The 24306-nt window shown below is 62.0% G+C and carries 20 protein-coding genes; 6 read left to right on the forward strand and 14 right to left on the reverse strand.

The genetic code is table 11. From position 1 onward, the window contains the following. Window positions 1-31: 31 nt before the first annotated feature. The 3 genes from RDW26_RS05965 to RDW26_RS05975 are packed head-to-tail and all read right to left on the reverse strand — an operon-like array spanning window position 32 to window position 4495. The gene (locus tag RDW26_RS05965; protein ID WP_307982894.1) at window positions 32-910 is read right to left on the reverse strand and encodes a DmsC/YnfH family molybdoenzyme membrane anchor subunit; all 879 of its coding nucleotides are present in this window, start codon (window positions 908-910) and stop codon (window positions 32-34) included. Between the two features lie 3 nt (window positions 911-913). Then, window positions 914-1582 carry a 4Fe-4S dicluster domain-containing protein gene (locus RDW26_RS05970; RefSeq protein ID WP_307982895.1) on the reverse strand — a complete coding sequence of 223 codons (669 nt, stop codon included), beginning with the start codon at window positions 1580-1582 and terminating at the stop codon, window positions 914-916. Window positions 1583-1597: 15 nt separating this feature from the next. Next, on the reverse strand, window positions 1598-4495 hold the full coding sequence (locus RDW26_RS05975) for a molybdopterin-dependent oxidoreductase (protein WP_307982896.1): 2898 nt from the start codon (window positions 4493-4495) through the stop codon (window positions 1598-1600). A 333-nt stretch (window positions 4496-4828) separates the two neighbouring features. On the opposite strand from RDW26_RS05975, the gene RDW26_RS05980 reads away from it, so the two are divergent. Together RDW26_RS05980 and dtd are read left to right on the forward strand one after the other, a co-directional pair. Further along, window positions 4829-6367, forward strand: a complete 1539-nt coding sequence (locus tag RDW26_RS05980) for a LuxR C-terminal-related transcriptional regulator (protein ID WP_307982897.1) — start codon at window positions 4829-4831, stop codon at window positions 6365-6367. Window positions 6368-6427: 60 nt separating this feature from the next. Further along, window positions 6428-6874 carry a D-aminoacyl-tRNA deacylase gene (gene dtd, locus RDW26_RS05985; RefSeq protein WP_307982898.1) on the forward strand — a complete coding sequence of 149 codons (447 nt, stop codon included), beginning with the start codon at window positions 6428-6430 and terminating at the stop codon, window positions 6872-6874. A gap of 187 nt (window positions 6875-7061) precedes the next feature. Here dtd and RDW26_RS05990 read toward each other — a convergent pair whose 3' ends face one another. The 3 genes from RDW26_RS05990 to rplM form a co-directional block, all read right to left on the reverse strand. Then, window positions 7062-9152, reverse strand: a complete 2091-nt coding sequence (locus RDW26_RS05990) for a glutamine synthetase III (RefSeq protein ID WP_307982899.1) — start codon at window positions 9150-9152, stop codon at window positions 7062-7064. Window positions 9153-9463: 311 nt separating this feature from the next. Further along, window positions 9464-9856 (reverse strand): 30S ribosomal protein S9, encoded by a 393-nt coding sequence (rpsI, locus tag RDW26_RS05995; protein ID WP_042432566.1) that lies wholly within the window; start codon window positions 9854-9856, stop codon window positions 9464-9466. 3 nt (window positions 9857-9859) lie between these two features. Next, on the reverse strand, window positions 9860-10294 hold the full coding sequence (gene rplM / locus RDW26_RS06000) for a 50S ribosomal protein L13 (RefSeq protein WP_042432563.1): 435 nt from the start codon (window positions 10292-10294) through the stop codon (window positions 9860-9862). Between the two features lie 1887 nt (window positions 10295-12181). Between rplM and RDW26_RS06005 the strand changes: the two genes are divergently transcribed. The 3 genes from RDW26_RS06005 to RDW26_RS06015 all read left to right on the forward strand — a co-directional run bounded on the left by RDW26_RS06005 (window position 12182) and on the right by RDW26_RS06015 (window position 14975). Then, a complete protein-coding gene (locus RDW26_RS06005; RefSeq protein WP_307982900.1) occupies window positions 12182-12490 on the forward strand; it encodes a hypothetical protein in 309 nt (102 codons plus the stop codon). A 1306-nt stretch (window positions 12491-13796) separates the two neighbouring features. Next, the gene (gene metA / locus RDW26_RS06010) at window positions 13797-14723 is read left to right on the forward strand and encodes a homoserine O-succinyltransferase (RefSeq protein ID WP_294415068.1); all 927 of its coding nucleotides are present in this window, start codon (window positions 13797-13799) and stop codon (window positions 14721-14723) included. Between the two features lie 9 nt (window positions 14724-14732). Continuing rightward, entirely contained in the window at window positions 14733-14975 is a 243-nt protein-coding gene (locus RDW26_RS06015; RefSeq protein WP_307982901.1) for a hypothetical protein, read from the forward strand. 183 nt (window positions 14976-15158) lie between these two features. On the opposite strand, the gene RDW26_RS06020 is transcribed toward RDW26_RS06015, so the two are convergent. The 5 genes from RDW26_RS06020 to RDW26_RS06040 form a co-directional block, all read right to left on the reverse strand. Next, window positions 15159-15860: an HAD family hydrolase gene (locus RDW26_RS06020; protein WP_307982902.1), complete on the reverse strand. Its 702-nt coding sequence runs from the start codon at window positions 15858-15860 to the stop codon at window positions 15159-15161. Window positions 15861-16032: 172 nt separating this feature from the next. Next, window positions 16033-16716 (reverse strand): orotate phosphoribosyltransferase, encoded by a 684-nt coding sequence (pyrE, locus tag RDW26_RS06025; RefSeq protein ID WP_118350860.1) that lies wholly within the window; start codon window positions 16714-16716, stop codon window positions 16033-16035. Window positions 16717-16822: 106 nt separating this feature from the next. Continuing rightward, window positions 16823-18106: a homoserine dehydrogenase gene (locus tag RDW26_RS06030; RefSeq protein WP_302799946.1), complete on the reverse strand. Its 1284-nt coding sequence runs from the start codon at window positions 18104-18106 to the stop codon at window positions 16823-16825. A gap of 252 nt (window positions 18107-18358) precedes the next feature. Continuing rightward, on the reverse strand, window positions 18359-19714 hold the full coding sequence (gene lysA / locus RDW26_RS06035) for a diaminopimelate decarboxylase (protein WP_307982903.1): 1356 nt from the start codon (window positions 19712-19714) through the stop codon (window positions 18359-18361). A gap of 234 nt (window positions 19715-19948) precedes the next feature. Next, entirely contained in the window at window positions 19949-20221 is a 273-nt protein-coding gene (locus tag RDW26_RS06040) for a hypothetical protein (RefSeq protein WP_307982904.1), read from the reverse strand. A 523-nt stretch (window positions 20222-20744) separates the two neighbouring features. On the opposite strand from RDW26_RS06040, the gene RDW26_RS06045 reads away from it, so the two are divergent. Next, window positions 20745-21140, forward strand: coding sequence for a molybdenum cofactor biosynthesis protein MoaE (locus RDW26_RS06045; protein WP_114620130.1), 396 nt, complete (start codon window positions 20745-20747; stop codon window positions 21138-21140). A gap of 216 nt (window positions 21141-21356) precedes the next feature. On the opposite strand, the gene RDW26_RS06050 is transcribed toward RDW26_RS06045, so the two are convergent. The 3 genes from RDW26_RS06050 to RDW26_RS06060 form a co-directional block, all read right to left on the reverse strand. Beyond that, a complete protein-coding gene (locus RDW26_RS06050; RefSeq protein WP_307982905.1) occupies window positions 21357-22628 on the reverse strand; it encodes an MBG domain-containing protein in 1272 nt (423 codons plus the stop codon). Window positions 22629-22937: 309 nt separating this feature from the next. Beyond that, on the reverse strand, window positions 22938-23195 hold the full coding sequence (locus tag RDW26_RS06055) for a hypothetical protein (RefSeq protein WP_042432529.1): 258 nt from the start codon (window positions 23193-23195) through the stop codon (window positions 22938-22940). 238 nt (window positions 23196-23433) lie between these two features. Beyond that, entirely contained in the window at window positions 23434-24054 is a 621-nt protein-coding gene (locus RDW26_RS06060; RefSeq protein ID WP_307982906.1) for a recombinase family protein, read from the reverse strand. Between the last annotated feature and the right edge of the window lie 252 nt (window positions 24055-24306).

Here is a 24306-nt window from a genome sequence, read left to right on the forward strand (position 1 = left end):
GCCTTGTGCCCGGCCAAGCCCCGAAGGCCGCCTAGTAGAACATGAAGACGGACAGGCCCACGTTGTAGAAGACGACGCGCAGGCAGACCGCGCCGACAAGGGCCGCGACCACGGCCACGCCGCCGAACAGCTTCCAGCTGGCGGCGTCGCCCTTCTTGCGGGCGAGCACGCAGACGACCAGCGGCACGACCGCGCCCACGACCACGGCGCCGAGCCACAGCAGCGGGGCCTGGGCGCCCACGGTCGCGGCGGCGTCTGCCACGGCCTTGGTGGGGTGCGTCGGGTCGAAGTAGTAGCCCACCTGGGAGAACGCGCCGGCGCTCATCTGAATGAACGCGGCGTAGGCGGCGGTGCACACGGCGCCGATCGCGGAACCGGCCACGGCCGGCAGGCCGCAGGCGCCGGCATCCTCGCCCTTGGCGGCGAGCACCACCGCGCAGGTGGCCGGGCCGAGCAGGCAGGCGGCGCCCACGATGGAGAGCACCTCGAGCACGGAATCCCACGCCGGGCGCGCCGGCATCATGTAGGAGTGCGCGCACACCGCGGCCAACACGACCGAGATGGCGATGGCGACCCACGCCATCCACTTGGGCAGCGCGCCGCCGTCGTCGGACTTGCGGGCCATGACGAAGTACGCCACGGCGATCACCACGAACACCACGATCGCGATGAGCTCCTGCGTGATGCCGGAGGTGATGTGGCCGAAGCCGTTGAAGATGCGCTCCCAATGCTGCAGGTGGAAGAACACGGCGATGCCGCCGAGCGCCAGCAACACGCAGGAGACGATCGCCAGCAGCTGCTGGGACTTCTTCCCGGCGCCCTTGAGCGCCAGCGCGCCGGCTCCGCCGAGCACGCCGCAGCCCCACGCGGTAAGGGTGGTGAACAAAATCAGAGGCCATTGCAGTTCCATGATCTACTCCTCCCCTTGCCAATCGCGGTCGCGCAGGATGTACACGAAGCCGGGGCCGTTGCCCACGTCCGGCAGATGATGCACGTCGGACTGCTTGTATTCCTGCACGCATTCCTTCAGCGTGATGCGCGTATGCTCGGTCTTGTCGTAGCTCGGATCGCCCTCGGTCACGTCGACCACCCACGGCGCCTCGAACGAATCGATGCCCTTGTCCAGGTCGCCGAAGAAGCGCGCACGGCCGCCGCATTGAGCCACGCAAGCAGGCAGCTCGCCTTGCGCGATACGCTGTTCGCACAAGGTGCACTTCTCAACCACGCGCTCCTCGGTATTGAGGTAGCGCACGCCATAGGGGCAGCTCATGGCGCAGAACTGGCAGCCGATGCATTTCGACTTGTCGATCTGCACGGTGCCGTCCTCGGCGATGTGGCTGGCCCCGGTCGGGCACACCTTCACGCACTCCGGGTCCTTGCAGTGCTGGCACTGCACGGTCAGGAAGTACATCTCCACATCAGGCCACGTGCCGCAACCGTCGGCCTTCGGGTTCGGGCCGACGCGCAGCGTCTTGTTCCAGTAATCGCCCACCGGCACGTTGTTCATGGCCTTGCACGCCACGCTGCATGCCAGGCAGCCCACGCAACGGTTCAGGTCCGTTGCAATCGCATAATGGGTCATCTTCGCGCACCTCCTTTACGCTTCATCGCGAACGTCGTAGTTCGGCAGCCATTCCTTCAGACGCGGGTCGGAGGCGTCGTGGATGATCTCGTTGCCGTTGTGATCGCACGGCACGGGATTGCCGAACGGCGAGTTCTCCGCCGTTGCCTTGTAGATGTTCACGGGGTACGCGCGCAAGTAGCTGGTGCCGGAAATGCGGTCCTGATAGCCTTTGCCCGTGGTGACCAGGCAGTTGCAACCGCACAGGTCATAGCCCTTGTCGGCCTGGTCAAGCTCGGGGAACCACCACTGGTGCTCCAGGTTCACCGTGCCGGGCGCGATGCCGTGGTACAAGTCGGCCACCTGACGGATCTTGCCGTTGTCGTTCTCGATCCACACCCAGTCGCCCTGCTCGATGCCCAAGCGCGCGGCATCCTGCGGGTTGATCTCGATGCGCGGCGCCGGCCACATCTCGCGGCACCACGGCAGCTGCCTGTGCTCGGAGTGGAAGTACACCGGGATGCGGCGGCCGGTCGTGGCGGTGAACGGATACTTCTCGTTCATCTCCGGGTCGGAGATCGGGCTCAGCGGCGGCTCCTTGTACGTGGGAAGGAAGTCTTCCTCGTCCTCGGGCATGAACGTCTCGATGAGCGTGTTCCAGATCTCCATCTTGCGGGTCGGCGTGCCGAAGCCAGGCTTGGCGAACTCCTCGAGCGCGTTCTTATCGCCGTATGCCTTCAGCGGCATCATGCCCGTCTCGTAGCGGCGATACGTGCCCCACGTGTCGGGAGCAGCCACCTTGGCGTCCTTCCAGCCGTTCTTCTGGAAGTCCTCCTTGTACTCCTCCCACGTGATGGGATCGCCCTGGCGGCCGGTGTTTAGCATGATGTCAAGGTTCTCGATGCGGTCGGGCCACTTGTTCTCGTCCGGACCCCACTGCTTGCCCATGTACTTGTAGATCATCGTGGCGATCTCGATGTCATGCAGCGTATCGGCAGGGGGCTCGATGGCGCGGCACGTTGCGCCCTGGCCGCCCGACGGGCCCTGAGAAAGACGCGGGCAGTCGGTCTCAAGCCAGTGCTGCGCGGGCAGCAGGATGTCGGCCATGCCGGCGGTCGGCGTCTTCCACAGGTCCTCGCACACGAAGAAGTCCAGGTTGGGGAACGCCTTCCACTTCTGCAGGGAGTTCGACATGCACATGAAGTCGCCCGTGGAGCACCAGCCGGCCTTCACCGGGTACGGGTCGCCCGTCTCGATGGCCTTCCACACGCTGGCGTCGTCCGCCCAGCCCTGCCACCAGCCCAAAAGCGGGTAATCCTCGATGCCGAGCGTCTTGTTGAACTCCTCTGCCGAGATGTTCGGGATGCCGGGGGCCACGGCGCCAAGGCCGGCCTTGAACACGAACTCGCCCTGGGTGCCGCCGCGATGGCCTGCAGGAACGTCCCAGTTGCCCGACAGGCCGATATAGGTGTCCATGGCGCGGCACATGGCGATGGCGTTGCAGCTGTGCTCGATGGCCAGCTGATATTGCACGCCGCCGTTGCCGTAGCCGGTGGACGGGTCGATGCGCGTGGCGTGGATCTTCGCAGCGCGCTCGATGGATTCGGCCGGCACGCCGGTGATCTCGGAGACCTTCTCGGGCGTGTACTCGGCCACGCGTGCGGTGAAGTACTCCCACACGGGCTTGACCTTGGATTTGCGGCCGTCCTTCAGCTCCACCTCGAACTCACCGTACAGCGCCGGATCGATGGCCGGGTCGAACGGGGTCGGATCGGGAACCCAACCTTGGCTCACGCCGGGCACCAGATGCTCCTGCATGCCTTCGTGGCCGGCCGTGGGCTTGCTCCACGTCTCGCCTTCCCACAGGCCGCTATCGGCGTCGAAGTAGGTCATGCGGTTGTTCAGGTTGTCCCACACCATGAACTTGTGCGGGTCGCCGTCTTCCTTCAGATCGCTTTCCTTGAGCAAGCGCGTCTTGATCTGGCACTTGCCGCTGGTGAAGCGGTAGACCTCATAGCCGGAGGGCTCCACGTCGTTACAAACCAGGAACGGCGCGTCGGTCCACTTCTTGGCAAACAGATCGTCGTACAGGTCGTTGTCGATCAGCACGTTCAACCAGCCCATGGCCATGGCGCCGTCGGTGCCGGGACGCAGGTTCAGCCAGATGTCGGCCTCCTTGCCCAGGTTGGTCATGCGCGGGTCGACCACGATGTGCGTGTCGGCCTTCTCGGCGACGTCGACCACGGTACGGCAGGCGTCGTCGTAGTTCGAAAGCTCCGGACCGGTGCCCCAAGACGTGTAAACCTTCGGGCGGCCGACCGTCTCCATCCACGATGCCTGCATCATGGAGTTCAGCGCGGTGGCGAAGAAGCGCGGGCCCTTGCACACCTGCCACGGGATGCACATGTTCGGGCTGCCGACCAGCTGGCCGAGCGCGCCGTACGCGAACATGCCCCAGATACGGCTGGTGCCCGACATGCCGAAGATGGACTCCCCGCCGTAGCGGTCCATCGTCTCCTGCAGCTTCTCGGCGATGGTGCTCATCGCCTCGTCCCAGGTGATGCGCACCCAACCGGGATCGTCCTCGCCGCGGGCGTTCGTGCGCTTCATGGGGTGGTACAGACGGTCGGGGTGGTACGCCGCCTGCAGCGACGCCTGGCCCTTGCTGCAATGGTTGCCCATGGAATGGAACGCGCTCTCGTCGCCTTCCGTGCGGATAGCGCGGCCGTTCTCGACGATGACCCACACGCCGCATTCCATCTTGCCGCAGCCGCGGCAGCAGGAACGCACGCGCTTGGTCTCGCCAGCCTTGCTTTGGGTAGCGCTGCTCGACTCGGCCAGCGCGGCACCCGCAGGCGCAACCACGGCAGCGGCAGCCGCGGTGGCGGCGGCCAGCTTCGTGAACGCGCGGCGCGTCATATTCAGCTTGCCCATGCTCTCCTCCTTCTCTCGTCCTCTCGCTCCCGCGAACACGCTGCAGCAGCATCGCGTCGCGGGGAGGAAAACGCTCCCTCGGGCGCTTCCCCGAGCATCAAGCGACTTCGCCTGCATTGCCGCCGACGTGTTGCGCTCAGCCCTTGCGTTTTCACAACGCATCCGAAGATAGCGGGTGCTATAGGGCTTCGAAATCAGGCACGAGGGTCGATTTCGCAATATCGTGCGATATATATGAGACGTTTGACCTGGGGTTTTGCGAACTATAGAAATCAAGGTTCCGGCAAACGCCTCCTAAGCCCTCGAGCATTCGTATAATGAAAGCAAGTTGATATGGGGTTACCGGGGGAGCAGGTTTTGGGGAACTTGAAGACGAGCAAGGATGACAAAGGGGCGCGGCGTCAAGCCGCAGGGCTCATCACGCCCGCCATCGTCGGCATCGGCGTGGCCCTGGGGTGCACGCTGGCTTGGCCGCTTATGGCGTTTCAGAGCATGAATCTCTACGTGGGGCTTGCGCACTGCGAATGGATTCTCGATCGGGCCTACTTGCTGTCCATCGTGGCAACCACCGTCACGTTGGCGCTCTGCGGCATCTTCCACAAGCAGTTCGACCGGCTGCTGGGCTCGGTGCCGGCGCGCTACCTGTTCCCCATCGGCATGGCCGTATGCACGCTGCTGGTGCTGGGCGCAGGCAACGAGGGGACGGTCGGCACGGCGCTCGTCACCGCGTACGGCATAGGCACCGGCGTGTTCTCCGCGCTGTTCCTCATGAACTTCGGCGCGGTGCTGGGCGTGCTGTCGCTCAAGCAATCGGCCGCGGCCATCGCCATCGGGTACCTGGCATCCACCGTGCTGTTCTTCGCCTTCCTGTTCTTCGGGCGCTTCGAGTCCGTGCTGTTCTGCGCCAGCATGGGCCCGGTGGCCGCGGCGTTTCTGTTCTACGGGGTTTCCAGCTTGCAGATCGACAAGAAGCAGGCCAACGCATTGCCGCGCCAAGCCGATCCGGAAGACCCTGCCGAGCATCGCCAGCTGCTCCGCTTGATTTGCGCGTTCGGCCTGACGATGCTCGTGTGCGGCGTATCCTACGAGCTGTCGCGAACGCTGTACGTGCAGATGGGGCAGTTCGCCAGCAGCGATGTGGCGCCTTACGCCGTCGCACAGGCCTGCATCACCACGCTGACCGCCATCGGATCCATCGGCGTGGCGCTCGTGCTCATCACCTCGAAGGGCGTCCGCGGCCCCGAGGCGTGCTACCGCCTCATCACCACGTTTTTGCTTGCCGGTGCGTTGCTTCTGCCTGCACCGATGCTGTTTCCCGACGTACCCGCCTACCTGCCGTTGGCCATCGACGTCGCCGCGTTCCAATGTCTGGGCATGGGCATGTGGATTCTCGTCGCCGGTCTATGCCGCCGCTATCAGACCTCGTGCCTGTTCGCGTTCGGGCTTATCCGGGCCGCATGGTCGGCGGGCCCGCTCGTGGGTATGCTGATCGGACGATGGCTGTGGTATGGCGTCGGGCTCGATGTCGCCGGCGCGTTCACCGCAGCATGCACATGCGTGCTGCTTACCGCGCTTGTGAACAACTTCGTGTTCACCGAGAACACGCTCGCCCGGGCGCTCAGCATCATGCCGACCGATCGCAAGCAGCGATTCCAAGACCGCTGCCGCGCCGTCATCGAGCGCTACGGCCTGACCGAACGCGAAGGCGAGATCATGATCATGTTCGCGAAAGGCCGCAACCTGCCCTACGTGCAAGAGGAGCTTTGCCTGTCGAAGAGCACCGTGAGCACCCACCGCCAGCACATCTACCAAAAGCTCGGCGTGCACTCTGCCCAAGAGATGATCGACCTGATCCAAAAGGAGAACGGGTAGAGAGCGGCTGGGACATCCGCGATGCGATATGCTGTTGGGCAAAACACGGAAGGAGGCCTTATGCGGGCTTTGGTGCAGCGTGTGACGCATGCGCAGGTGGATATCGATGGCGAAACGGTTGGCTCGTGCGAGCGCGGGTACCTGATTCTGCTGGGCGTGGGCGCGGACGACGGCCCCGACCAGATCGAGCGGCTGTGGAGCAAGATCTTCAAGCTGCGCATCTTCGAGGACGAGAGCGGCAAGACGAACCGCTCGCTTGCCGACGTGGACGGACAGGCGCTCATCGTTTCGCAGTTCACCCTATACGCCAACTGCAAGAAGGGCAACCGACCCTCGTTCACCGGCGCCGGCGCACCCGACCAGGCCGAACGGCTTTACGAACAGTTCGTCGAACGCGCCCGCCAAGACGTGCCGCATGTGGAAACCGGCCGCTTCGGCGCCATGATGCAGGTCAGCCTGGTCAACGACGGCCCCTTCACCATCTGGCTTGACACCGATCAGCTGTAAGGCTTGCAGGGCGGCTGTGCGGCACGCGCATGGCGATTCCGGACACCCCAGAGGCATACCCAAGCGCGAGCCACAGCAAATAAGACAAGCAGGGGCGAGCAGCCCGGATTCACCCCCTTCAACCTAAAACGCAAAAAGGAAGCCGCCCGTGGGCGGCTTCCTTCGCATTCCGGTTGAATCCCGTTTGCTAGCAGTAGAACAGGATGTCGTTGTACGTGGGGACGGGCCACAGGTCGTGCGCAACCACGATCTCCATGGCGTCCACGCCCGCACGCAGGCGCTCCATCATCGGGACGATCTCGTGCGCGTACTTGTTCGCCTTCTCCTGCTCGTCGGCCAGGTCGCGAATGGCCAGGTGCGCGGCATGCAGCTCGTTCAAAGCGTCATTGATCTCCTTGATGCCGTCGACAACCGTGTTGAGCAGCTGATCCTGCACCGAGGTGTCGATACCGGCGCAAGCGGCCTTCATCTCGTTAATCTCGTTGGCAACGAGCGTGGCGTACTTGTTGATGGCCGGCAGGAACGTACGGCGCGTCATGCGCTTCATCGTACGGACCTCGATGTTCATGAGCTTCGTGTACTTCTCCAGCTTCACCTCGTAGCGGCTGCGAGCCTCCACCTCGGTGAGCACGTTGAACTCCTCGAACAGCTTGATGCTCTTCTCCGCAACATAGGCCGGCAGCGCGTCGGCGGTGGTGCGATTGTTGGCCAGGCCGCGGCGCTCGGCCTCGGCAGGCCACTCGTCCGAGTAACCGTTGCCGTTGAAGATGATGCGCTGATGCTTCTTCAGCGTATCCTTGATGTAGGCGATGGCGGCGGACTCGAACTCGTCGCCGGACTTGCCCTCCATGGCGTCGGCGAAGTCCTTCAGCGACTTGGCCATGGCGGTGTTGAGCACCATGTTGCAGTCGGCCAGGTTCACCGCAGAGCCCGGCATGCGGAACTCGAACTTATTGCCGGTGAAGGCGAAGGGGCTGGTGCGGTTACGGTCGGTGTTGTCCTTGAGGAAGTTCGGCAGAACCGAAACGCCCAGGTCGACGGCAACCTTTTCCGCAGAGGTGTACTCATGATCGTCCACCAGCGCGTCCACGATGGCGCCCAGCTCGTCGCCCAGGAAGATGGACACGATAGCCGGCGGGGCCTCGTTGGCGCCCAGACGGTGGTCGTTGCCGCAGGAGGCCACGGTCATGCGCAGCAGTTCCTGGTAGTCGTCGACAGCCTGGATGACGCCGGTGAGGAACACCAGGAATCGCAGGTTATCCATGGGGGTCTCGCCGGGATCCAGGAAGTTGGTCTTGCCGGCGGAAATGGACCAGTTGTTATGCTTGCCGGAGCCGTTGATGCCCTCGAACGGCTTCTCGTGCTGCAGGCACACCAGGCCGTAATGGCTTGCCAGCAGGCGCATCTTCTCCATGGTCAGGAGGTTCTCGTCGATGGCGCGGTTGCCGTTGGTGTAGAGCGGCGCCAGCTCGTGCTGCGCGGGAGCGACCTCGTTGTGCTTAGTCTTCGCCGACACGCCCAGCTTCCACAGCTCGTTGTCGAGCTCCTTCATGAACTCGTTGACCGTGGGGCGGATGGCGCCGAAGTAATGCTCCTCGAGCTCCTGGCCCTTCAGCGGAGAGTAGCCGAACAGCGTGCGGCCCGTCATGATGAGGTCGGAGCGCTTTGCATAGTCTTTCTCGCTGATCAGGAAGTACTCCTGCTCGGCGCCGACGGTGGTGATCACGCGGTCGACATGTTCGCCGAACAGCGCCAGCACGCGCTTAGCCTGCTCGTCGATGGCGCTCATGGAGCGCAACAGCGGGGTTTTCTTGTCAAGCGCCTCGCCGGTGTAGCTGCAGAAGGCGGTGGGGATGCACAGCACCTCGTCCTTGATGAACGCGTAGCTGGTGGGGTCCCACGCCGTGTAGCCGCGGGCCTCGAAGGTTGCGCGCAGGCCGCCGGACGGGAAGCTGGAGGCGTCGGGCTCGCCCTGGATAAGCTCCTTGCCGGAGAAGCTCATGATGGCGCGGCCGTCGCCGGTGGGATCGAGGAAGCTGTCGTGCTTCTCGGAGGTGATGCCGGAAAGGGGCTGGAACCAATGCGTATAGTGCGTGGCTCCCTTTTCAATGGCCCATTCCTTCATGGCATGGGCGACGACGTTGGCGACCTCAAGGTTCAAAGGCTCGCCCTTCTTGATGGTCTTCATCAAGTCTTTGTACGTTGCAGATGGCAGTCGCTCCTGCATCGTGTGCTCGTTGAACACCATCGAGCCGTAGATCTCAGGAATTTTCGACATAGGCGTGAGCTCCTTCATAGTTACCTTTCAGACGCGCGTTTCCCTTGCCACTGCAAGCTATAGGCTAGCGAACTAGTCAACTCTCGTAGCTTAGCATCTTGCACCAGCAAGCAGCACGTCAACTTGCTGTAACTTACGGTACCGGCGCTATGTTTCCGGCAGTTTTCAGCACTTGGAACGTTTCGTTACGGAAAGGGCGAACGCACCGGCTGCTTTTGCGCCCTAACAACGCGGAAAGCCCGCCCCGCTTTCGCGGAACGGGCTTTCCAGGCTTGCACGACCACGCATAGCGCAGCCAAAGGAAACAAACCTTAGCGCTTGCTGAACTGCGGGCGCTTGCGGGCCTTCTTCAGACCGTACTTCTTGCGCTCGACCATACGAGCGTCGCGCGTCAGGAAGCCAGCCTTCTTCAGCTCGGCGCGGTAGTCGCCAGCTGCCAGCAGGGCACGGGAGATGCCGTGACGCAGAGCGCCGGCCTGACCCGAGATGCCGCCGCCGTCGATGCGGGCGAGCACGTCGAAGTGATCCTGGGTATCCGTGACCTTGAACGGGGTCTTGGCATAGTCGAGCAGAGCCTCGCGGCCGAAGTACTCCTTGCCATCGCGACCGTTGACGGTCACCTTGCCGGTGCCGGGAACGAGGCGCACGCGAGCGACAGCGTTCTTACGACGACCGGTGCCGTAGTACAATGCTTCATTCGCCATGGTTTAGCCCTCCATCTTGATCTCGGTCGGCTTCTGAGCCATATGCGGGTGCTCGGCACCAGCGTAAACCTTCAGCTTCAAGCCCTGCTTGCGGCCCAGCGTGTTCTTCGGCAGCATGCCCTTGACGGCATGCTCGATGACGCGCTCGGGGTGCTTGGCCATGGCCTCAGCGAAGGTCTCGGACTTCAGTCCGCCCGGATGACCGGTGTGATGGTAGTAGACCTTGTTCAGCTCCTTCGTGCCGGTCACGCGAACCTTGTCCGCGTTGATGATGATCACGAAGTCGCCGGTGTCCACGTGCGGCGTGTACTGCGGCTTGTGCTTGCCCTTCAGAAGGGTAGCGGCCTTGGTGGCAACACGGCCGAGGACCTGATCCTCAGCGTCGATGATGTACCATTTGCGCTCAACTTCATGAGGCTTAGCGTGATACGTCTTCACTGTTTTTCCTCCATGTCCTTCCTGTTACGCTGTGCGACCACAGCGCACAGGGTGTCGTTTTTCAAAAGTGCAAGTCTGTATGCTGCCGGTTTCCTACGCCGGCGCGCTTCGTCGGGTCTGGACTTCCCTTCTTGGCGCTGCCTCCACCTTGCGTTTACGGGGCTTTTGAAAGCGAACTTTTATAGTCTACGGTTTCAGCTGCTTTGAAGTCAATGGGGCATGTGTGCCCATCTGGGGTTACTCCGCGATTTTCACACGGACTGCACGAATGCGGCGCCGCCCCGCACGCAACCGCGCTGACAAAACCGTCGCCGACCGACGTTCGCACCAGACCGACCCGCCCCGCCGAGCCGGCAATGCCAGGCGGCAAGCCCCGCCGCCAGTGCCGACCAGCGCCCCGGGCCGCTGCGCCACCAACCCATTACACCGGGCCGCCGCGCTGCGCCGACGATACCACCGATAGGCGGTTCGCCTGTTTCGCCATCGCCGAACGCAAACCTGCCGCGCAGCCGGGCCCACCACCTCTGCCGGCTGCTAAGCCCATATCATCCGACCCCCAGCATCACCCGACCTGCCCTGAACGCTGCCACCCCACCCGCCCCACCGACCCGACTCCTAGCGTTTTGGGCGGATGTCCGCCATATCCAACCACCCCTTTCTCCGCCTCGGGCCCTTTCGCGTTCGCCGTTCTTCACACCTCCCCCGAGTCCTGGATGGTTTTGCAGTTTTTGGCCCCCGTTTTTGACACCCGTCTGGAGTTCTGGGCGGTATTTCCTTCGCATCGTCTGGAAAAATGTTTGCGAACACAAACTATCAAGTCTCTGACCTGGGGTTTTCCGATACCTTCAACAACTGCACTCGCAATCATGGTTTCAAAACCGCCCAGAAGATTCTGAACACCCCACCGAAGCCCAATTCGGCGCCCACCGCAGCCCGCATCGCCGCTTCGCCGCAGCCCGTTTTGGCGCCTACCGCTGCCCACGTCGATGCCCACCACAGCCCGCACGATTCACACGAGACGAGATTTCGCATCCATCAGCAACCGAAGGCGAAACTTAGCCGTCCATGCAATCCGCAGCCCGGCAATCCCCCGGCAAACCTCCGCTGCGCTGCCGCCAAGCCGACGCTATCCCTGCAAGGCTCGCGGCCTCTTCTTGCAAGACCTCGCCAAGGGTTTCGCAAGACGACGGCGTCAAACTGCTAGCATGCCCGCGCATATTCCCGATGCGCTTGCCCACCGATGACACGAGGTCGCCAATGATCGCCTTATCCCACACTTCTGCCCTCCGATATCTGCGCAGCCAGTCCGAAATCAATAGGTTGCCGCCATCGAAAACGCCTTCCGCTTTCGGAATCTCGCGATACGACGCCCCGCGCCTAACGCAGCGGTTCGCCGCAATCGGCGATGGGACCGTTCACGTGCTCGCGACCGAACAGCGAAGGCGACGGTCCATCAGTTCCATAACATGCCACCTTGCCGAGAAGGTTCCGCCGAACGGCGTTGTCCATGTTGAGGGCGATATCTTCTGCAGCACGCCCGAGCTGTGCTTTCTGCAGATGGCGCGCGTACTACCTCTTCTTCAGCTGATCAAGCTCGGGTTCGAGCTGTGCGGATGCTATTCCCTCGCACCCGATGGACGCGCAATCGAGCAGCCGGCGCTCACCTCCAAGGACAGAATCGGCGACTTTCTCGGAAGCGCAAAAGGCGCACGCGGCATTGCGCGAGCCCGCCAGGCGCTGACGCATATAGCGGAGGGGTCGGCCTCCCCGAGGGAGACCGCGTTGGCCATGTTGCTTTGCACGCCGCCATGCTGGGGAGGCTATGGCTTTTCGAAGCCGCAGATGAACTATCCCGTTTGCGCCCCGGACCTGCGAAGGGCGCATGGCGTGCGGCAGTTTTATTGCGACCTGTTCTGGCCGAACTGGAACCTTGCGGTCGAATACGACAGCAAGGCGCACCACAGCGATGAGCGCAAGATCGTCGAAGACCAAACGCGAGCCACCATTTTGACGTCGCTTGGAATCAGCGTCATCTCGCTCCGTACGCAGCAGGTCGATGACCCGGTCCGCTTCGAACACGCCGCTGCCGCCATTGCCGCGCATCGCAAGCGGAAACGGCCCCTGCCCAAGCCCGATGCGATTCAGCAAGGCATCTTGCGCGAGTTCGCGCTGAACAGCGCATTCGATATTCACTAAGGATGCGCCGGCGCGGTCGGCACCACGGTCCGAGCGGGCGAAGTCGGGAGAAGGACGGGGTTCGGATAAAAGAAGCCAGCTCGACAGGCGGCAGGCTCGGGCAGACGAAGCTGCGCAAGGGATGGGAATTCGGAAGAGGAGAGCAACGCGACGGGCGGGGCCAAGACGGAAGGAGCTGAGCACCAGGCAGCAAACTCGAGCGGAAAGGGCCGACACGACAGGCGGAGTTCGGGCTAGAGAAGCCAGCTCGACGGACGGGCCGGGTGAACCAACCAGGGCATCGAGCGACAAACCTAGACGAAGACAACAACACGACAAACAGCGGATTCGAACGGATATAGCTGTGCAAGGAATAGCGAGGCCGAGCGGAAGAAGCCAGCGCGAGGGACTCTGGCGGAAGGAACTGCGCGAGTGCCGACCGGGCGAAACGAAGCGAACGCGCCCTTGCCCGCGACGAGGGCTTGCGCGGAAGCGGTCGCGAAGCAAGCAGGAGGGTTAGGCGACCGCAATGGGGTTGCCTAAACTTCTGGGCGGTTTTGCAGGCGAAAACGGCGAGGAGCGCCCTCTGACGCATGCGTTTCCCCAGGTCAGAAATATTCGGCACGAAATCGTCCCCCGAAAACCGCCCAGAAGTTCAGGGAAGATGTCAAATTTGGGGCCCATTTTCTGCAAAAGGGCCCAGAAGATGGGGAGCACGGCAAGTGCGTCTCCGAGACGGTTCCGGGCGCCAAAAGACAACGCCGAGAAAAGCACGAGTACAGCTCGAAACAATGTCGATGTCTTGCACTGTCGGTGTTGCGCATTGCCGATGGATTATATAAGCCGGTGGCAATACTTGACTGCATCGGCCTGCCGCCATATCAGCCCGTACACTCGGCCGGCACCGCGAAACCGCCAAACGCCGGGCGTACACCGCGCTGACATCTCGATCAGGTCGACGACCTCCAGTTGCACCCGGGATGTCCGTCACCCAGAGCCGCTTCGCCAACCCGCTGCCCCCGCTGGTCCGCCGCATCGCCTGGCCGACGCGCCGACCTGCACGCTTTGCCGGCATTGCAAGCCCACCTGTCACCGATTCTCCGCACCACGCTGCTCGCATCGCCACCCGCAGCCCGCCTGCTCGCCTGCTGCGTTTGCTTGCGGCGATAACTTGCTTTCTGGTTTACCAATAACCCGGTATTCTGAGCCTTTGATATTATGGTGCAGGCGGTAAGTTTCAGCAGGTGAACGGCGCCAACTCCGCCGCACAACCGCACATACCCGTCCCGCCCGCGCGCGGGACGCTCAATCCGGAAAGGACCGATCCATGCCAATCAGGATCCCCGACCAGCTGCCCGCGACCGAGCAGCTGGAAAGCGAGAACATCTTCGTCATGACCGAGCATCGAGCCATGCATCAGGACATCCGCCCGCTGCGCGTGCTGCTGCTCAACCTCATGCCGAAGAAGATCGAGACCGAAACGCAGATCATGCGCAAGCTGTCCAACACCCCGCTGCAGATCGAGGTGGAGCTGCTGCACACCATCTCGCATGAGTCGCGCAACGTCTCCCAAGAGCACCTGAAGACGTTCTATCGCTCGTTCGACCAGGTCAAAGACAACCGCTACGACGGCATGATCATCACCGGCGCGCCCGTCGAGCTGCACGAGTTCGAGGACGTCGACTACTGGGACGAGCTGTGCCGCATCATGAAGTGGTCCACCACCAACGTGCACTCCACGCTGCACATCTGCTGGGGCGCGCAGGCCGGCATCTTCTACCACTACGGCATCCAGAAGCACGAGCTGCCGAAGAAGCTCTCCGGCGTGTTCAACCATGACGTGCTCAAACCCTCCAGCCCGCTGGTGCGCGGGTTCGACGACCGCTTCTGGGCGCCGCATTCCCGCCACACCACCGTGTACGCCGAGGACATCGAGGCGGACCCGCGCCTGGAGATCGTCGCGCAGTCCGATGAGGCCGGCGTTTACATCGCCAAGAGCACCGACAGCCGCCACTTCTTCGTGTTCGGCCACCCCGAGTACGATACCGGCACGCTGCGCGCCGAGTACGAGCGCGACGTGAACAAGGGCATGGACGTCCCCGTTCCGGCCCACTACTTCCCCAACGACGACCCCACGCAGGAGCCGGTCAGCACGTGGCGCGCGCACGCGCAGCTGCTGTACACGAACTGGCTGAACTACTACGTGTACCAGACCACGCCTTACGACCTGAGCGACTTGGGCGCCGGCGAATAGGGAAACGCCATGCCGAAGCACTACACCATCAAACCGCAGGTCACTCCTTTGCCCGGCAAAGCCGGCAAGAGGCCGTCGACTGGAGCGGGGCGACAGTCGGCGAAGGAGGGCGCAGTGCCCGGATCCGCATCGGAGCAGCCCGCGAACGACCCCTTCATCCGCGCCGAGAACGAGGACGACGACGGCTACGATCCCTACTCGGACCGCCCGCCCACACCCGAGCCCCTGTTCCAGGAAAACCCCTGGGATTAGGGGGCGCTTCGAGGGAATCTGCCCCGCGAAAAACTCGAGCCCGCCATGGCTTCGCAGAGTTGGGAATCGGAAGGCCGCCCTCAGGGAAATCAAACCGACCAACAAACCGCGATGGGCCCGGAACGAGTAATCGTTCCGGGCCCATCGATTTTGATCAGAGAATCGGGGAACGCCTCCCGGCCCCTACTTGTTCGCCGTGCCGACGAAGAGCGGCTGCTCGTTCCAGGTGAGGAATTCCTCGACCGTGAGGTCCTCGAAGCTGCGGATCGCGTGCTCCACCGAAGCCTGCAGGGCATCCCATGTGCCGGCGTCATCGCTGTCGTATATGGCGAGCGTGCGGTAGCCGGCACCGCCGAGTGTACCGATAGCGTATGCGGAATCCTCAACGCCCCAGGTCAGCTCCTTGGACGTACCCATAATCTCACGAGCGCGGTCCCATACGTCGGGCTCGCGCTTCGTGGAACGCACGTCCTCGACCGACAGCACGCGCTCGAGATACGGGGCGAACCCGCAACGCTCGATACCGGCCATCAGGTAGGGCTTGGGGCTCGAAGAAGCCACCGTCAGATGCGCGCCCGCCTGAGCAAGCCCCTGAACGAACTCGAGCGCGCCGGGACGCGCCTCGGCGCGATGGCGGTAGAAGTCAAGCATGTACTCGTCGATCATGCCGACCACCTCGTGGTCGCTTTCGCCCAAGCCGAACTTCTCGTGGAAGAACGCGCCGCACTCGGGAATGCTCATGGGCGCCAGCGCCGCCACGTCATCGGCGGTCAGCGTGCCTCCTGCACGCTCGGCCAGCTCGTTTTGCAGCCCGTGCCACACGCCCATCGAATCGAGCAGCGTGCCATCGCAGTCGAACACCACGCCGATCTTGCTTGCGTCCATGACTCATCCTTCCCTTGCGTTTGCCTTTTCCCAAGCCTAGCAGGAAGCGCGCCCGCCCGCCAGAACTGCAGACCAACACCCGAAAACAGCAGCGGCGCCGAACGACCCATGGCCGTTCGGCGCCGCTAGGCTTCGTTATTCGATTTATCCGAAGCGATCGGGCGTGCGTTGCCTATTCCTTGACGCCGTACTGCTCGTAGTACTCGTCGATGGCGGCCTTGATGTCGTCGTTGATGACGACCTCGCCCTCGACCTCCTTGTTGTACAGGCACTCGACGACCTCGGCCATGCTGACGATGGACGCCACGGGGAAGCCGTACTTCTCCTGCACCTCTTTCTGAGCGGTGACCACACCGCCCTTGCCGACCTCCATGCGGTTCAGACTGACGATCAGGCCCTTTACCTCCACGTCGGCAGCGCCCTTGAGGATGGGATACGTCTCGTCGATGGACTTGCCGGAGGTGGTGACGTCCTCGACCATGATGACGCGATCGCCGTCGTGCAGGTCGGCGCCCAGCAGGTTGCCCTTGTCGGCACCGTGGTCCTTGACCTCCTTGCGGTTGCAGCAGTAGCGCACTTCCTTGCCGTAGAGCTCCTGCAACGCGATGGCGGTGACCACGGCCAGCGGAATGCCCTTATAGGCCGGGCCGAACACCACGTCGAAGTCCAGGCCGAAGTTGTCGTGGATGGCCTGGGCGTAGTACTTGCCCAGACGATGCAGCTGCTCGCCCGTGACGTACGCGCCGGCGTTCATGAAGAACGGGGACTGACGGCCGCTCTTCAGCGTGAAGCTGCCGAACTTCAAAACGTGGCTCTCCACCATGAAGTGGATGAACTCTTCCTTATACTGCTCCATGAAATCCCCTTTCGCAAAGAAACGGGGCGGGGAAACAATCCCTTTGCCCCGTTAAACCGGCTCCAGATAAAGTAGCAAATTCTCTTCGATTATGCCAACAAACGCGCTAGTCCTCAACGCGGATGACGCTGGGCTCGGCGCGCAGGACGTCCTCAAGCCCGCCGATCTCCTCGAGCACGCGGCGCACGCTCGCCTCGCTAGCGGTGTGCGTGACGTAGCTGAGGTTCACCGTCTCATGCTGGGCGCTGCCGCGCTGCACCACGCTGCGCACGCTAACGCCGTGCTTGGCGAACACGCCGGCCATGGCGGCCAACACGCCGGAGCGGTCGGCAACGGAGAAGCGGATGTAGTACTTCGTGCTCAGCTGCTCCATGGGAACGATGGGCAGGTTGTCGGTGCAGGTGCAGCCGACCACCGGCGGGATGCCGAGCGTCATATGGCGCGCAACCTCCAGCACGTCGCCCATGACCGCCGCGGCGGCAGGGCCCGCGCCGGCGCCCTCGCCGAAGAACATGGTCTCGCCCACGGCGTCGCCCGTGACGTAGATTGCGTTGAACACGCCGTTGACCTGGGCCATCTGATGAGCCTTCGGCAGCATGGTGGGATGCACGCGCACATCGATGCCCTCGGACGTGCGATGCGCCAGCGCCAGCAGCTTGATGACGTAGCCCATGTCGTCAGCAGTGTCCATGTCGAGCTGCGTGATGTTGCGAATGCCCTCGGTGTAGACGTCGTTGAGCTTCACGCGGCTGTTGAAGGCGATAGATGCCAGGATGGCGATCTTCGCGGCGGCATCGAAGCCGTCGACGTCGGCGGTGGGGTCTGCCTCGGCGAAGCCCTTCGCCTGAGCCTCGGCCAGCGCATCCTCGTAGGACAGGCCGTCGTCGACCATGCGCGTGAGCATGTAGTTGGTGGTGCCGTTCACGATGCCCATGACGGAGGTGATCTCGTTGCTGATGAGCGAATGCTTCAGCGGCTGGATGATGGGGATGCCGCCGCCGACGCTGGCCTCGAAGCCCACTTCCAGATTCTTCTCTCGGGCAAGGTCCATAACCTCGTCGCCGAAGGTGGCCATGAGCGCCTTGTTGGCGGTGACCACGTTCTTGCCGGCACGCAGGGCGCCGAGCACCACGTCGCGCGCGGCGGTGGTGCCGCCGATCAGCTCGATGACGATATCGATCTCGGGGTCGTTGATGATGTCGTTGAAGTCCTCGGTGAACAGGTGCAGCACGCCGCGCGCCTCGGCCTGCTCGGGATTGCGCGAGCACACGCGCACCACTTCCATGTCGACGCCCAGATGGCGCTTGAAATCCTCGCGATGGTTGCGCAGGATGTCCAGGCAGCCGCCGCCGACGGTGCCCGTTCCCACGAGTCCAAGTTTGATGGTCATATCTCCCCCTTCGAAAGGTTGAAAAGCTGTGCCCGAAGCGCCGGGCGGGTTTGGGATGGCTATGTTGCAAACCAGAGGATACCGCAGGAACGCCGGCGCCGCGCGCCGATGCCGCCCACAGGCCCCCTGGAGCCGGCGAGACGACCGCCAAGCCCGCAAAACCCGCGAAAGCGCGAAATATGCGGCGGGCGGCGGGGCTGGCGGCTGCCGGGTGGGCCCCAGCGCCGAACGAGCCCGACCGCCCCAACGCGTTTAGATATCGCGATGATACAGGTCGGCGTAGGTTTCGCGACGGGTGACCACGCGAGCCTGGCCGTCCTTCACGAACACGATGCCGGGGCGCGGCTGGCCGTTATAGTTGCTGGCCATGGTGTAGCAGTACGCGCCGGTGCCGAACACCGCGATGACGTCGCCCAGGTCGGGCGTCTGCAGCGGCATGTCGATGACCACCGCGTCGCCGCTTTCGCAGTGCTTGCCGCACAGCGTGACGATCTCGGTGCGGGGCTGGCCGGCCTTGTTGGCGATGGTGGGCTCGTAATCGGCGTGGTAGAGCGCCGTGCGGATGTTGTCGGACATGCCGCCGTCGATGGCCACGTACTTGCGGATGCCGGGCAGCGTCTTCAGAATGCCGACGGTGTACAGCGTGAGGCCCGGGGTTGCCACCAGGCTGCGGCCGGGCTCAACGGCCAGACGCGGCAGCTTAACGCCCAGACGTTCGCAGTTCTCGCGAACCGCGTTGACCGTGCATTCGGCGAACTCGTCGATAGTGGAAGGCTTGTCATCGGCCTTGTAGGCGATGCCCAGGCCACCGCCCATGTCAAGCTCCTCGACCTCGTAGCCGTAGGTCTCCTTCACGCGGGCGATGAACTCGACCATGACCTGCACGGCCTCGGCAAACGAATGCAGCGCGAAGATCTGCGAGCCGATGTGGCAGTGGAAGCCGGCCAGGCGCACGTTCGGGGCCTCAAGCGCGTCCTTGACGCACTTGAAGGCGAAGTCGTTGAGCATGGTGAAGCCGAACTTGCTGTCCTCGCAGCCCGTGCGGATGTACTCGTGCGTGTCGGCCTCGACGCCGGGGGTGACGCGCATGTAGATGTCCTGCGTGACACCCAGCTCGCCGGCGATCTTGCTGATGCGGCCCAGCTCGATGCGGCTATCCACCACGATGCGGCCCACGCCCGCCGAAATGGCCTCGCGCAGCTCCTGCGGCGTCTTGTTGTTGCCGTGCACGAACACGCGCTCCATGGGGAAGCCCGCCTGCTGCGCGCACCACAGCTCGCCGCCGCCGGACACGTCGAGGCACAGGCCCTCCTGCGCGACGATGCGCGCGGTTTCCTTATTTAGGAACGCCTTGGAGGCGAAGATGACGTCGGAGTTCTCATAGCGGCTGCGGAACGCCTTGAGGTAGGTTTCCATGCGGTTGCGCATGTCGGCCTCGTCCATGACGTAGAGCGCGGTGCCTTCCTTATGGGCAAGCTCCACCATATCGACGCCGCCGACGAACAGGTAGTCGTCACGCACCTCGGCGGTCATGGGCAGCACGGCGCCCAATTCCATGGTAGTGCGGTTATCAGGTTGCTTGGTGTGATCCGATGGTGCCAAAGACATAGGCGCGCTCGCTTTCTCGCAGTTCCCGGTGTCAAGTTGCAATTGGCAAACTGACGCTGTTCTCAATCCGTTCCATAGTATCAGGCTCGAACGCGCACCACTGTGTCAACCTGGTAAATTCGAGTGCAAATAGCAACGGCTCGGCAACCCCTACCGGCCGTTCCCTGGCACGAAAAAAGCCCCCGCGTTCGCGAGGGCTTTGCGTATGAGGTTACGTTTGCCGCGCAGGTGCGTTTAGTTGCGGGCAGCCATGTAAGCCAGGCCGGCGGCGGCGGCGAACAGCACCACGAATTCGCCCAAGAGCGGCGCCACGGTGCTACCGAACCACGCAAGGCTGATGGCCGGGGTCTGAGCTGCCACCAGGGTGAAACCCGTCAGCGATGCCACGGCAGAGGAAGCGATGGCGCACACCGCGATCGCGATTGCCAGCAGGGCGACGAACCCGACGAGCATGGTAATCGGGGTATGGTTTCCTTGGATCTGCTTTACGTTCGTTGCTGCGTTCATTTTAACCCGTCATCCTTTCTCGCTCGCCTGAATCCGTTTCAGGCTTCGGTCTACTTCACCGTTTGGCAACGTTGAAAATCTGTTCCTTGACAACTTCGTTGCGTTCGGTGCGATTGCCAATCTATCAGGGCTGCGCTAGAAGTGAAGATGTCCGTCGATTTCTTCACTATTCGGACACTTTTCGCCAACATTTTGTGCACTTGCACAAAAATACGGTCAATAGAAATACTCTTAACCGATAGGCTATGTGAATATATGTTTCACCAGGTTATCGATAGAAAATCGATTTTTGCCCTGGCGAATCGGCCACTAAAATACTGGCCGATTGATCTACGCCTCATAAGAAAATTGTTCAAGACTATCTGTTTGCTTTTACGTTTTAAAGAGCTTTTTGCAGTGTTCACAGAAGCCCCACCAGGCCTTTACGCGTGCGGTACAATTTGAGCCGCGAAAACATGCTATCGCGGCGAATCCCGCCCGATCGGCACGGCAACAACCGTCAACGTCACTTAAGGAGGCAAAAATGGCGAAACCCGAACCGTCCATGGATGAATGGCTCAAAGAAGCGAAGCAGGACCCGAAGGCCGCGCAATGCGGCATGTTCCTCACGCACAACGGCGTGGTGCGCATCACGCCCAAGGCGCAGGTGCGCGAGGGCGTCGAGGGGCTTGGCGATGTGGCGCAGGTCGACTTCAGCTACGACGCCGAAGGCCTTGAGCAGGCCGTCAAGGAGGCGCTCACGTGGCCGGGCGTCTATTATGTGCGCGTATGGCTCAACGAGGGAGTGCTGAACGTGGGTGATTCGCTCATGTACGTGCTCATCGGCGCCGACATCCGCCCGCGCTGCATCGACGCGCTGCAGCAGCTGGTCGGCAAGATCAAGAACGAGCTGGTGGTCGAGAAGGAGATCTACGCGTAGGCGAGACAGCCGGGCTTAAACAAAAATGGGGCGGCGGGTTCCAACGAACCCGCCGCCCCATTCATTGATGAGCGAAACGGTTAATGCGACGCCGTACTACTCGCGAGAGCGCCTGCGATAGGCAACCACCGCTGCGACAACCGCCGCCAAAAAGAAGCCCGTCGGCACAGGCCGACGGGCTTCTCTCGTTACTATGAAGGTAAGGAAACGCCGCGCTTAGCGCTTGCTACGCCTCTTTGCCACGACGGCGATTCCCAGTGCGGAAGCACCCAAGGCCAAGGCCACAAGGGCGCTCGGGGTCTGATCGCTGGTCTCGGCCAACTCATCATTGGAAGCTACTTGCTGCTCCTCGGGCTTGTTGCCGGAATCGTCCTTAGACCTATCGTCGGACTTAGACCTATCGTCGGACTTATCCTCGGATTCGCCGGCAGAATCCGCCTTAACCTCGTACTTGTTCGTGATGACACCCTCGTTGCCGACAGTAGCGTTATCGGTAGTATAGCCACTGACGTCTGCCTGGGTAATCTTATAGTCAACGTCATGACGCTCGCCGTTGTCGTCATAGGCGTACTGGCGAACGCCGGTGTACGTGACGGTATACGTGTCGTCGCCATTGTCCACAACAGCGGGCAGCATATCAGAAGCGACGCCATCAGCGGTCAGCGAGAGAAGTTTGGCGTAGTCCTCGGCGCTCGGGCGCAGACCGTCCTTGTTAGAGGAGTCTTTCCAGGCGATCGTAGCGCTGACATCGGTATAAGCGGGGACGATGGTGAGCGTGGCAGGGACGATGCGGATGTAGTTATAGCCGCAGATGTCGTCGCCGACCACCATCTTGTAGGTATAGCCATCGCTCATGACGACATCACCAAGGCCCGTGCGGGTTTTTGCGCTGTTGCTCGTGTAAGCTTCCGGAATCTGCTCCGGATCGGTCGTATAGGTAATCGCGTACTCGCCAGGCTGCTCGCCCGCCTTGCGGCTCAAACTAAAAGCCGAGAGGTCAAGCGGAGTCGTGGGATCGCCGACGATCAGGCTCAAAGTGGCTCCCAAGGTCGGGTCGGCTTCGCCCTCGACCTTCGTGGCATCCTGTTCCATGAACTCATACAGCGTCAGGATGTTGTGCCGCACAAAGTGAGAGCCGTTTCCCGCGTAATTGCCGATAAAGTCGATCCGCTCCCAAACGAAACCCGAGCTTACCATGCTGTCGTCGGTTGCAAGCCAGGTATCGCCGGCGCCCGTGTCACCACGGTCGCTTTTAAAGCAGAAGGATCGGTTGAAATCCGTTCCCTCCACAAGGTCTTTACCACCGTCCTTGACCGTAGACCTGAAGTGATGGGACTGACCGTCATACCACGCACTCTGAGGACCGGAAACCTCCGGCGTTCCGTAGCTTTCCGTCTCGTCAGCCCATGCGCTTACCGGCATCGCAAGGGTAAGCGAGACTATTAGCGCCAACGCTACAATGCCCAGTGTTTTTCTGAATCCTTTCATTGTTTAACCTCCTTGACAGATTCAGCTATCCGGATCGCTATTTCGCGATCCCCCAACCTATGCTTTGCCCGGTACCGGTGCATACCGACGCAAATCGCCTGTTCCATAAGCCGCCGCTATCAGTTCATCTACTGCGTTACCAGCGGCTGTAACAGTTGGTTGACCTGGTCCGTTGTTAGCTCGGCGGATTCAGCCTTCTCTGCTGGAGGCCTCAGTCTGGGCTTCTCTTCCCTTTCCCGTTATCGCCTTGCGTTGCTCGTTTTTCGTCTGGTTCGCAATCACGAAAGGACCGGGTCGTAAGAACCCCGATCAGCTATTTACAACGCTATATGCGTTCGAAAGCTGCCCCCCGTTTTCGGAGTGGCATGGCTCGACTTTGATAAGCCCTTCTCGGCTCATGCGCGTGATGGCGCGGTCGATGGTCTTGACGCTGCAGCCCATCAGCTGAGACAACTCCTTTTTCGTTGCCTGCGCCGCACCTGATATGGTCGTTTGCGCGGCGATATAGCCGAGCAGACGCTCCTGCGTGGGAGTTAGCGATATATCACTCTCATGTATCTTGCGCATATCTGCCTTTCCGCGCATACGTTGTATATACGGGCGTAAGCAAATGCAGACGTTTGCTTACAGCCCCCTCGGCCTGATAAAGCGTTACTCGTTTCGGAGTGCAAAACGCTTTATCAGGCCGTTTCTTTTCACTCAGTCAGTGAAATTAATATAGCCGACCACTCAAGTAATGTCTAGATTATTTGCCAACATCAAAAATCGGTATTGGCAAACGATGCGATTCTTGCTATAAACGCAGCTATTTGTGTGGGGTTGTGACGTCCGCTGGCCGCTGCTTCACCCACTTCAAGAACGTTGTATGCGAAACCCCCAGCGATTCCGCTGCCTGCCGGCTGTTCAAACAGCCGTCTTCCCACTTGCGGTGCACCGCATCGAACTCCTCGGGCACGGCCAGCGCCGGGCGCCCCAGCTTGACGCCGCGCGCACGCGCCGCCGCAATCCCCTCCGCCTGGCGCTGACGGATGTTGTCGCGCTCCACGTGCGCCACGTAGCTGAGCAATTCCAGCACGATGTCGGCGATCAGCTTTCCCGTCACCCCGTGGCCGGACGTCGAGCGCGTGTCGAGCAACGGCATGTCCAGCACCACGATGTCGACGCTTCTCTGTTTGGTGAGCAACCGCCACTGGCCGAGTATCTCGTCGTAGTTACGGCCAAGGCGGTCGATGCTCTTCACCACGAGCACGTCGCCAGTTTGCAGACGTTCGAGCAGCGATTGATACCCGGGACGATCGAAGTTACGCCCGCTCAGATAATCGACGAACACGGATTCCTCTGAAACGCCAATGGCGGACAGGGCATCGAGCTGCCTGTTCAGGTTTTGATCCTTGCTTGATACCCTTGCGTATCCATACATGGTCATGACTCGCTCCTTTCTGCGCCCGAAAGCGCACCAAGAACGGTCGGCATCGGCCAGTCTACCTATATAGCGTTCGAGCACAAGCGGATCTCGCGTGCGTTTCGGAACGGTTTACGATTCGAACCCCAATCGTGACGCCAGGACCAACCTAGCCACCGCAACTGCACATATCGCTTCGAGTGTACCGGGTCCCTTGCTTCGTTAAGAAACGTCCCACCTTCGCCCATGCCGCCTACGCACCTACGCGACGGTAAA

Source organism: uncultured Senegalimassilia sp. (assembly GCF_902464545.1).
GTDB lineage: Bacteria > Actinomycetota > Coriobacteriia > Coriobacteriales > Eggerthellaceae > Senegalimassilia.

What these genes read in the sequence shown, in the direction of transcription:
- RDW26_RS05965 (WP_307982894.1), bottom strand. Translation starts at nt 910, where the DNA reads ATGGAACTGCAATGGCCTCTGATTTTGTTCACCACCCTTACCGCGTGG.
- RDW26_RS05970 (WP_307982895.1), bottom strand. Translation starts at nt 1,582, where the DNA reads ATGACCCATTATGCGATTGCAACGGACCTGAACCGTTGCGTGGGCTGC.
- RDW26_RS05975 (WP_307982896.1), bottom strand. Translation starts at nt 4,495, where the DNA reads ATGGGCAAGCTGAATATGACGCGCCGCGCGTTCACGAAGCTGGCCGCC.
- RDW26_RS05980 (WP_307982897.1), top strand. Translation starts at nt 4,829, where the DNA reads ATGGGGTTACCGGGGGAGCAGGTTTTGGGGAACTTGAAGACGAGCAAG.
- dtd (WP_307982898.1), top strand. Translation starts at nt 6,428, where the DNA reads ATGCGGGCTTTGGTGCAGCGTGTGACGCATGCGCAGGTGGATATCGAT.
- RDW26_RS05990 (WP_307982899.1), bottom strand. Translation starts at nt 9,152, where the DNA reads ATGTCGAAAATTCCTGAGATCTACGGCTCGATGGTGTTCAACGAGCAC.
- rpsI (WP_042432566.1), bottom strand. Translation starts at nt 9,856, where the DNA reads ATGGCGAATGAAGCATTGTACTACGGCACCGGTCGTCGTAAGAACGCT.
- metA (WP_294415068.1), top strand. Translation starts at nt 13,797, where the DNA reads ATGCCAATCAGGATCCCCGACCAGCTGCCCGCGACCGAGCAGCTGGAA.
- RDW26_RS06015 (WP_307982901.1), top strand. Translation starts at nt 14,733, where the DNA reads ATGCCGAAGCACTACACCATCAAACCGCAGGTCACTCCTTTGCCCGGC.
- RDW26_RS06020 (WP_307982902.1), bottom strand. Translation starts at nt 15,860, where the DNA reads ATGGACGCAAGCAAGATCGGCGTGGTGTTCGACTGCGATGGCACGCTG.
- pyrE (WP_118350860.1), bottom strand. Translation starts at nt 16,716, where the DNA reads ATGGAGCAGTATAAGGAAGAGTTCATCCACTTCATGGTGGAGAGCCAC.
- RDW26_RS06030 (WP_302799946.1), bottom strand. Translation starts at nt 18,106, where the DNA reads ATGACCATCAAACTTGGACTCGTGGGAACGGGCACCGTCGGCGGCGGC.
- lysA (WP_307982903.1), bottom strand. Translation starts at nt 19,714, where the DNA reads ATGTCTTTGGCACCATCGGATCACACCAAGCAACCTGATAACCGCACT.
- RDW26_RS06040 (WP_307982904.1), bottom strand. Translation starts at nt 20,221, where the DNA reads ATGAACGCAGCAACGAACGTAAAGCAGATCCAAGGAAACCATACCCCG.
- RDW26_RS06045 (WP_114620130.1), top strand. Translation starts at nt 20,745, where the DNA reads ATGGCGAAACCCGAACCGTCCATGGATGAATGGCTCAAAGAAGCGAAG.
- RDW26_RS06050 (WP_307982905.1), bottom strand. Translation starts at nt 22,628, where the DNA reads ATGAAAGGATTCAGAAAAACACTGGGCATTGTAGCGTTGGCGCTAATA.
- RDW26_RS06055 (WP_042432529.1), bottom strand. Translation starts at nt 23,195, where the DNA reads ATGCGCAAGATACATGAGAGTGATATATCGCTAACTCCCACGCAGGAG.
- RDW26_RS06060 (WP_307982906.1), bottom strand. Translation starts at nt 24,054, where the DNA reads ATGACCATGTATGGATACGCAAGGGTATCAAGCAAGGATCAAAACCTG.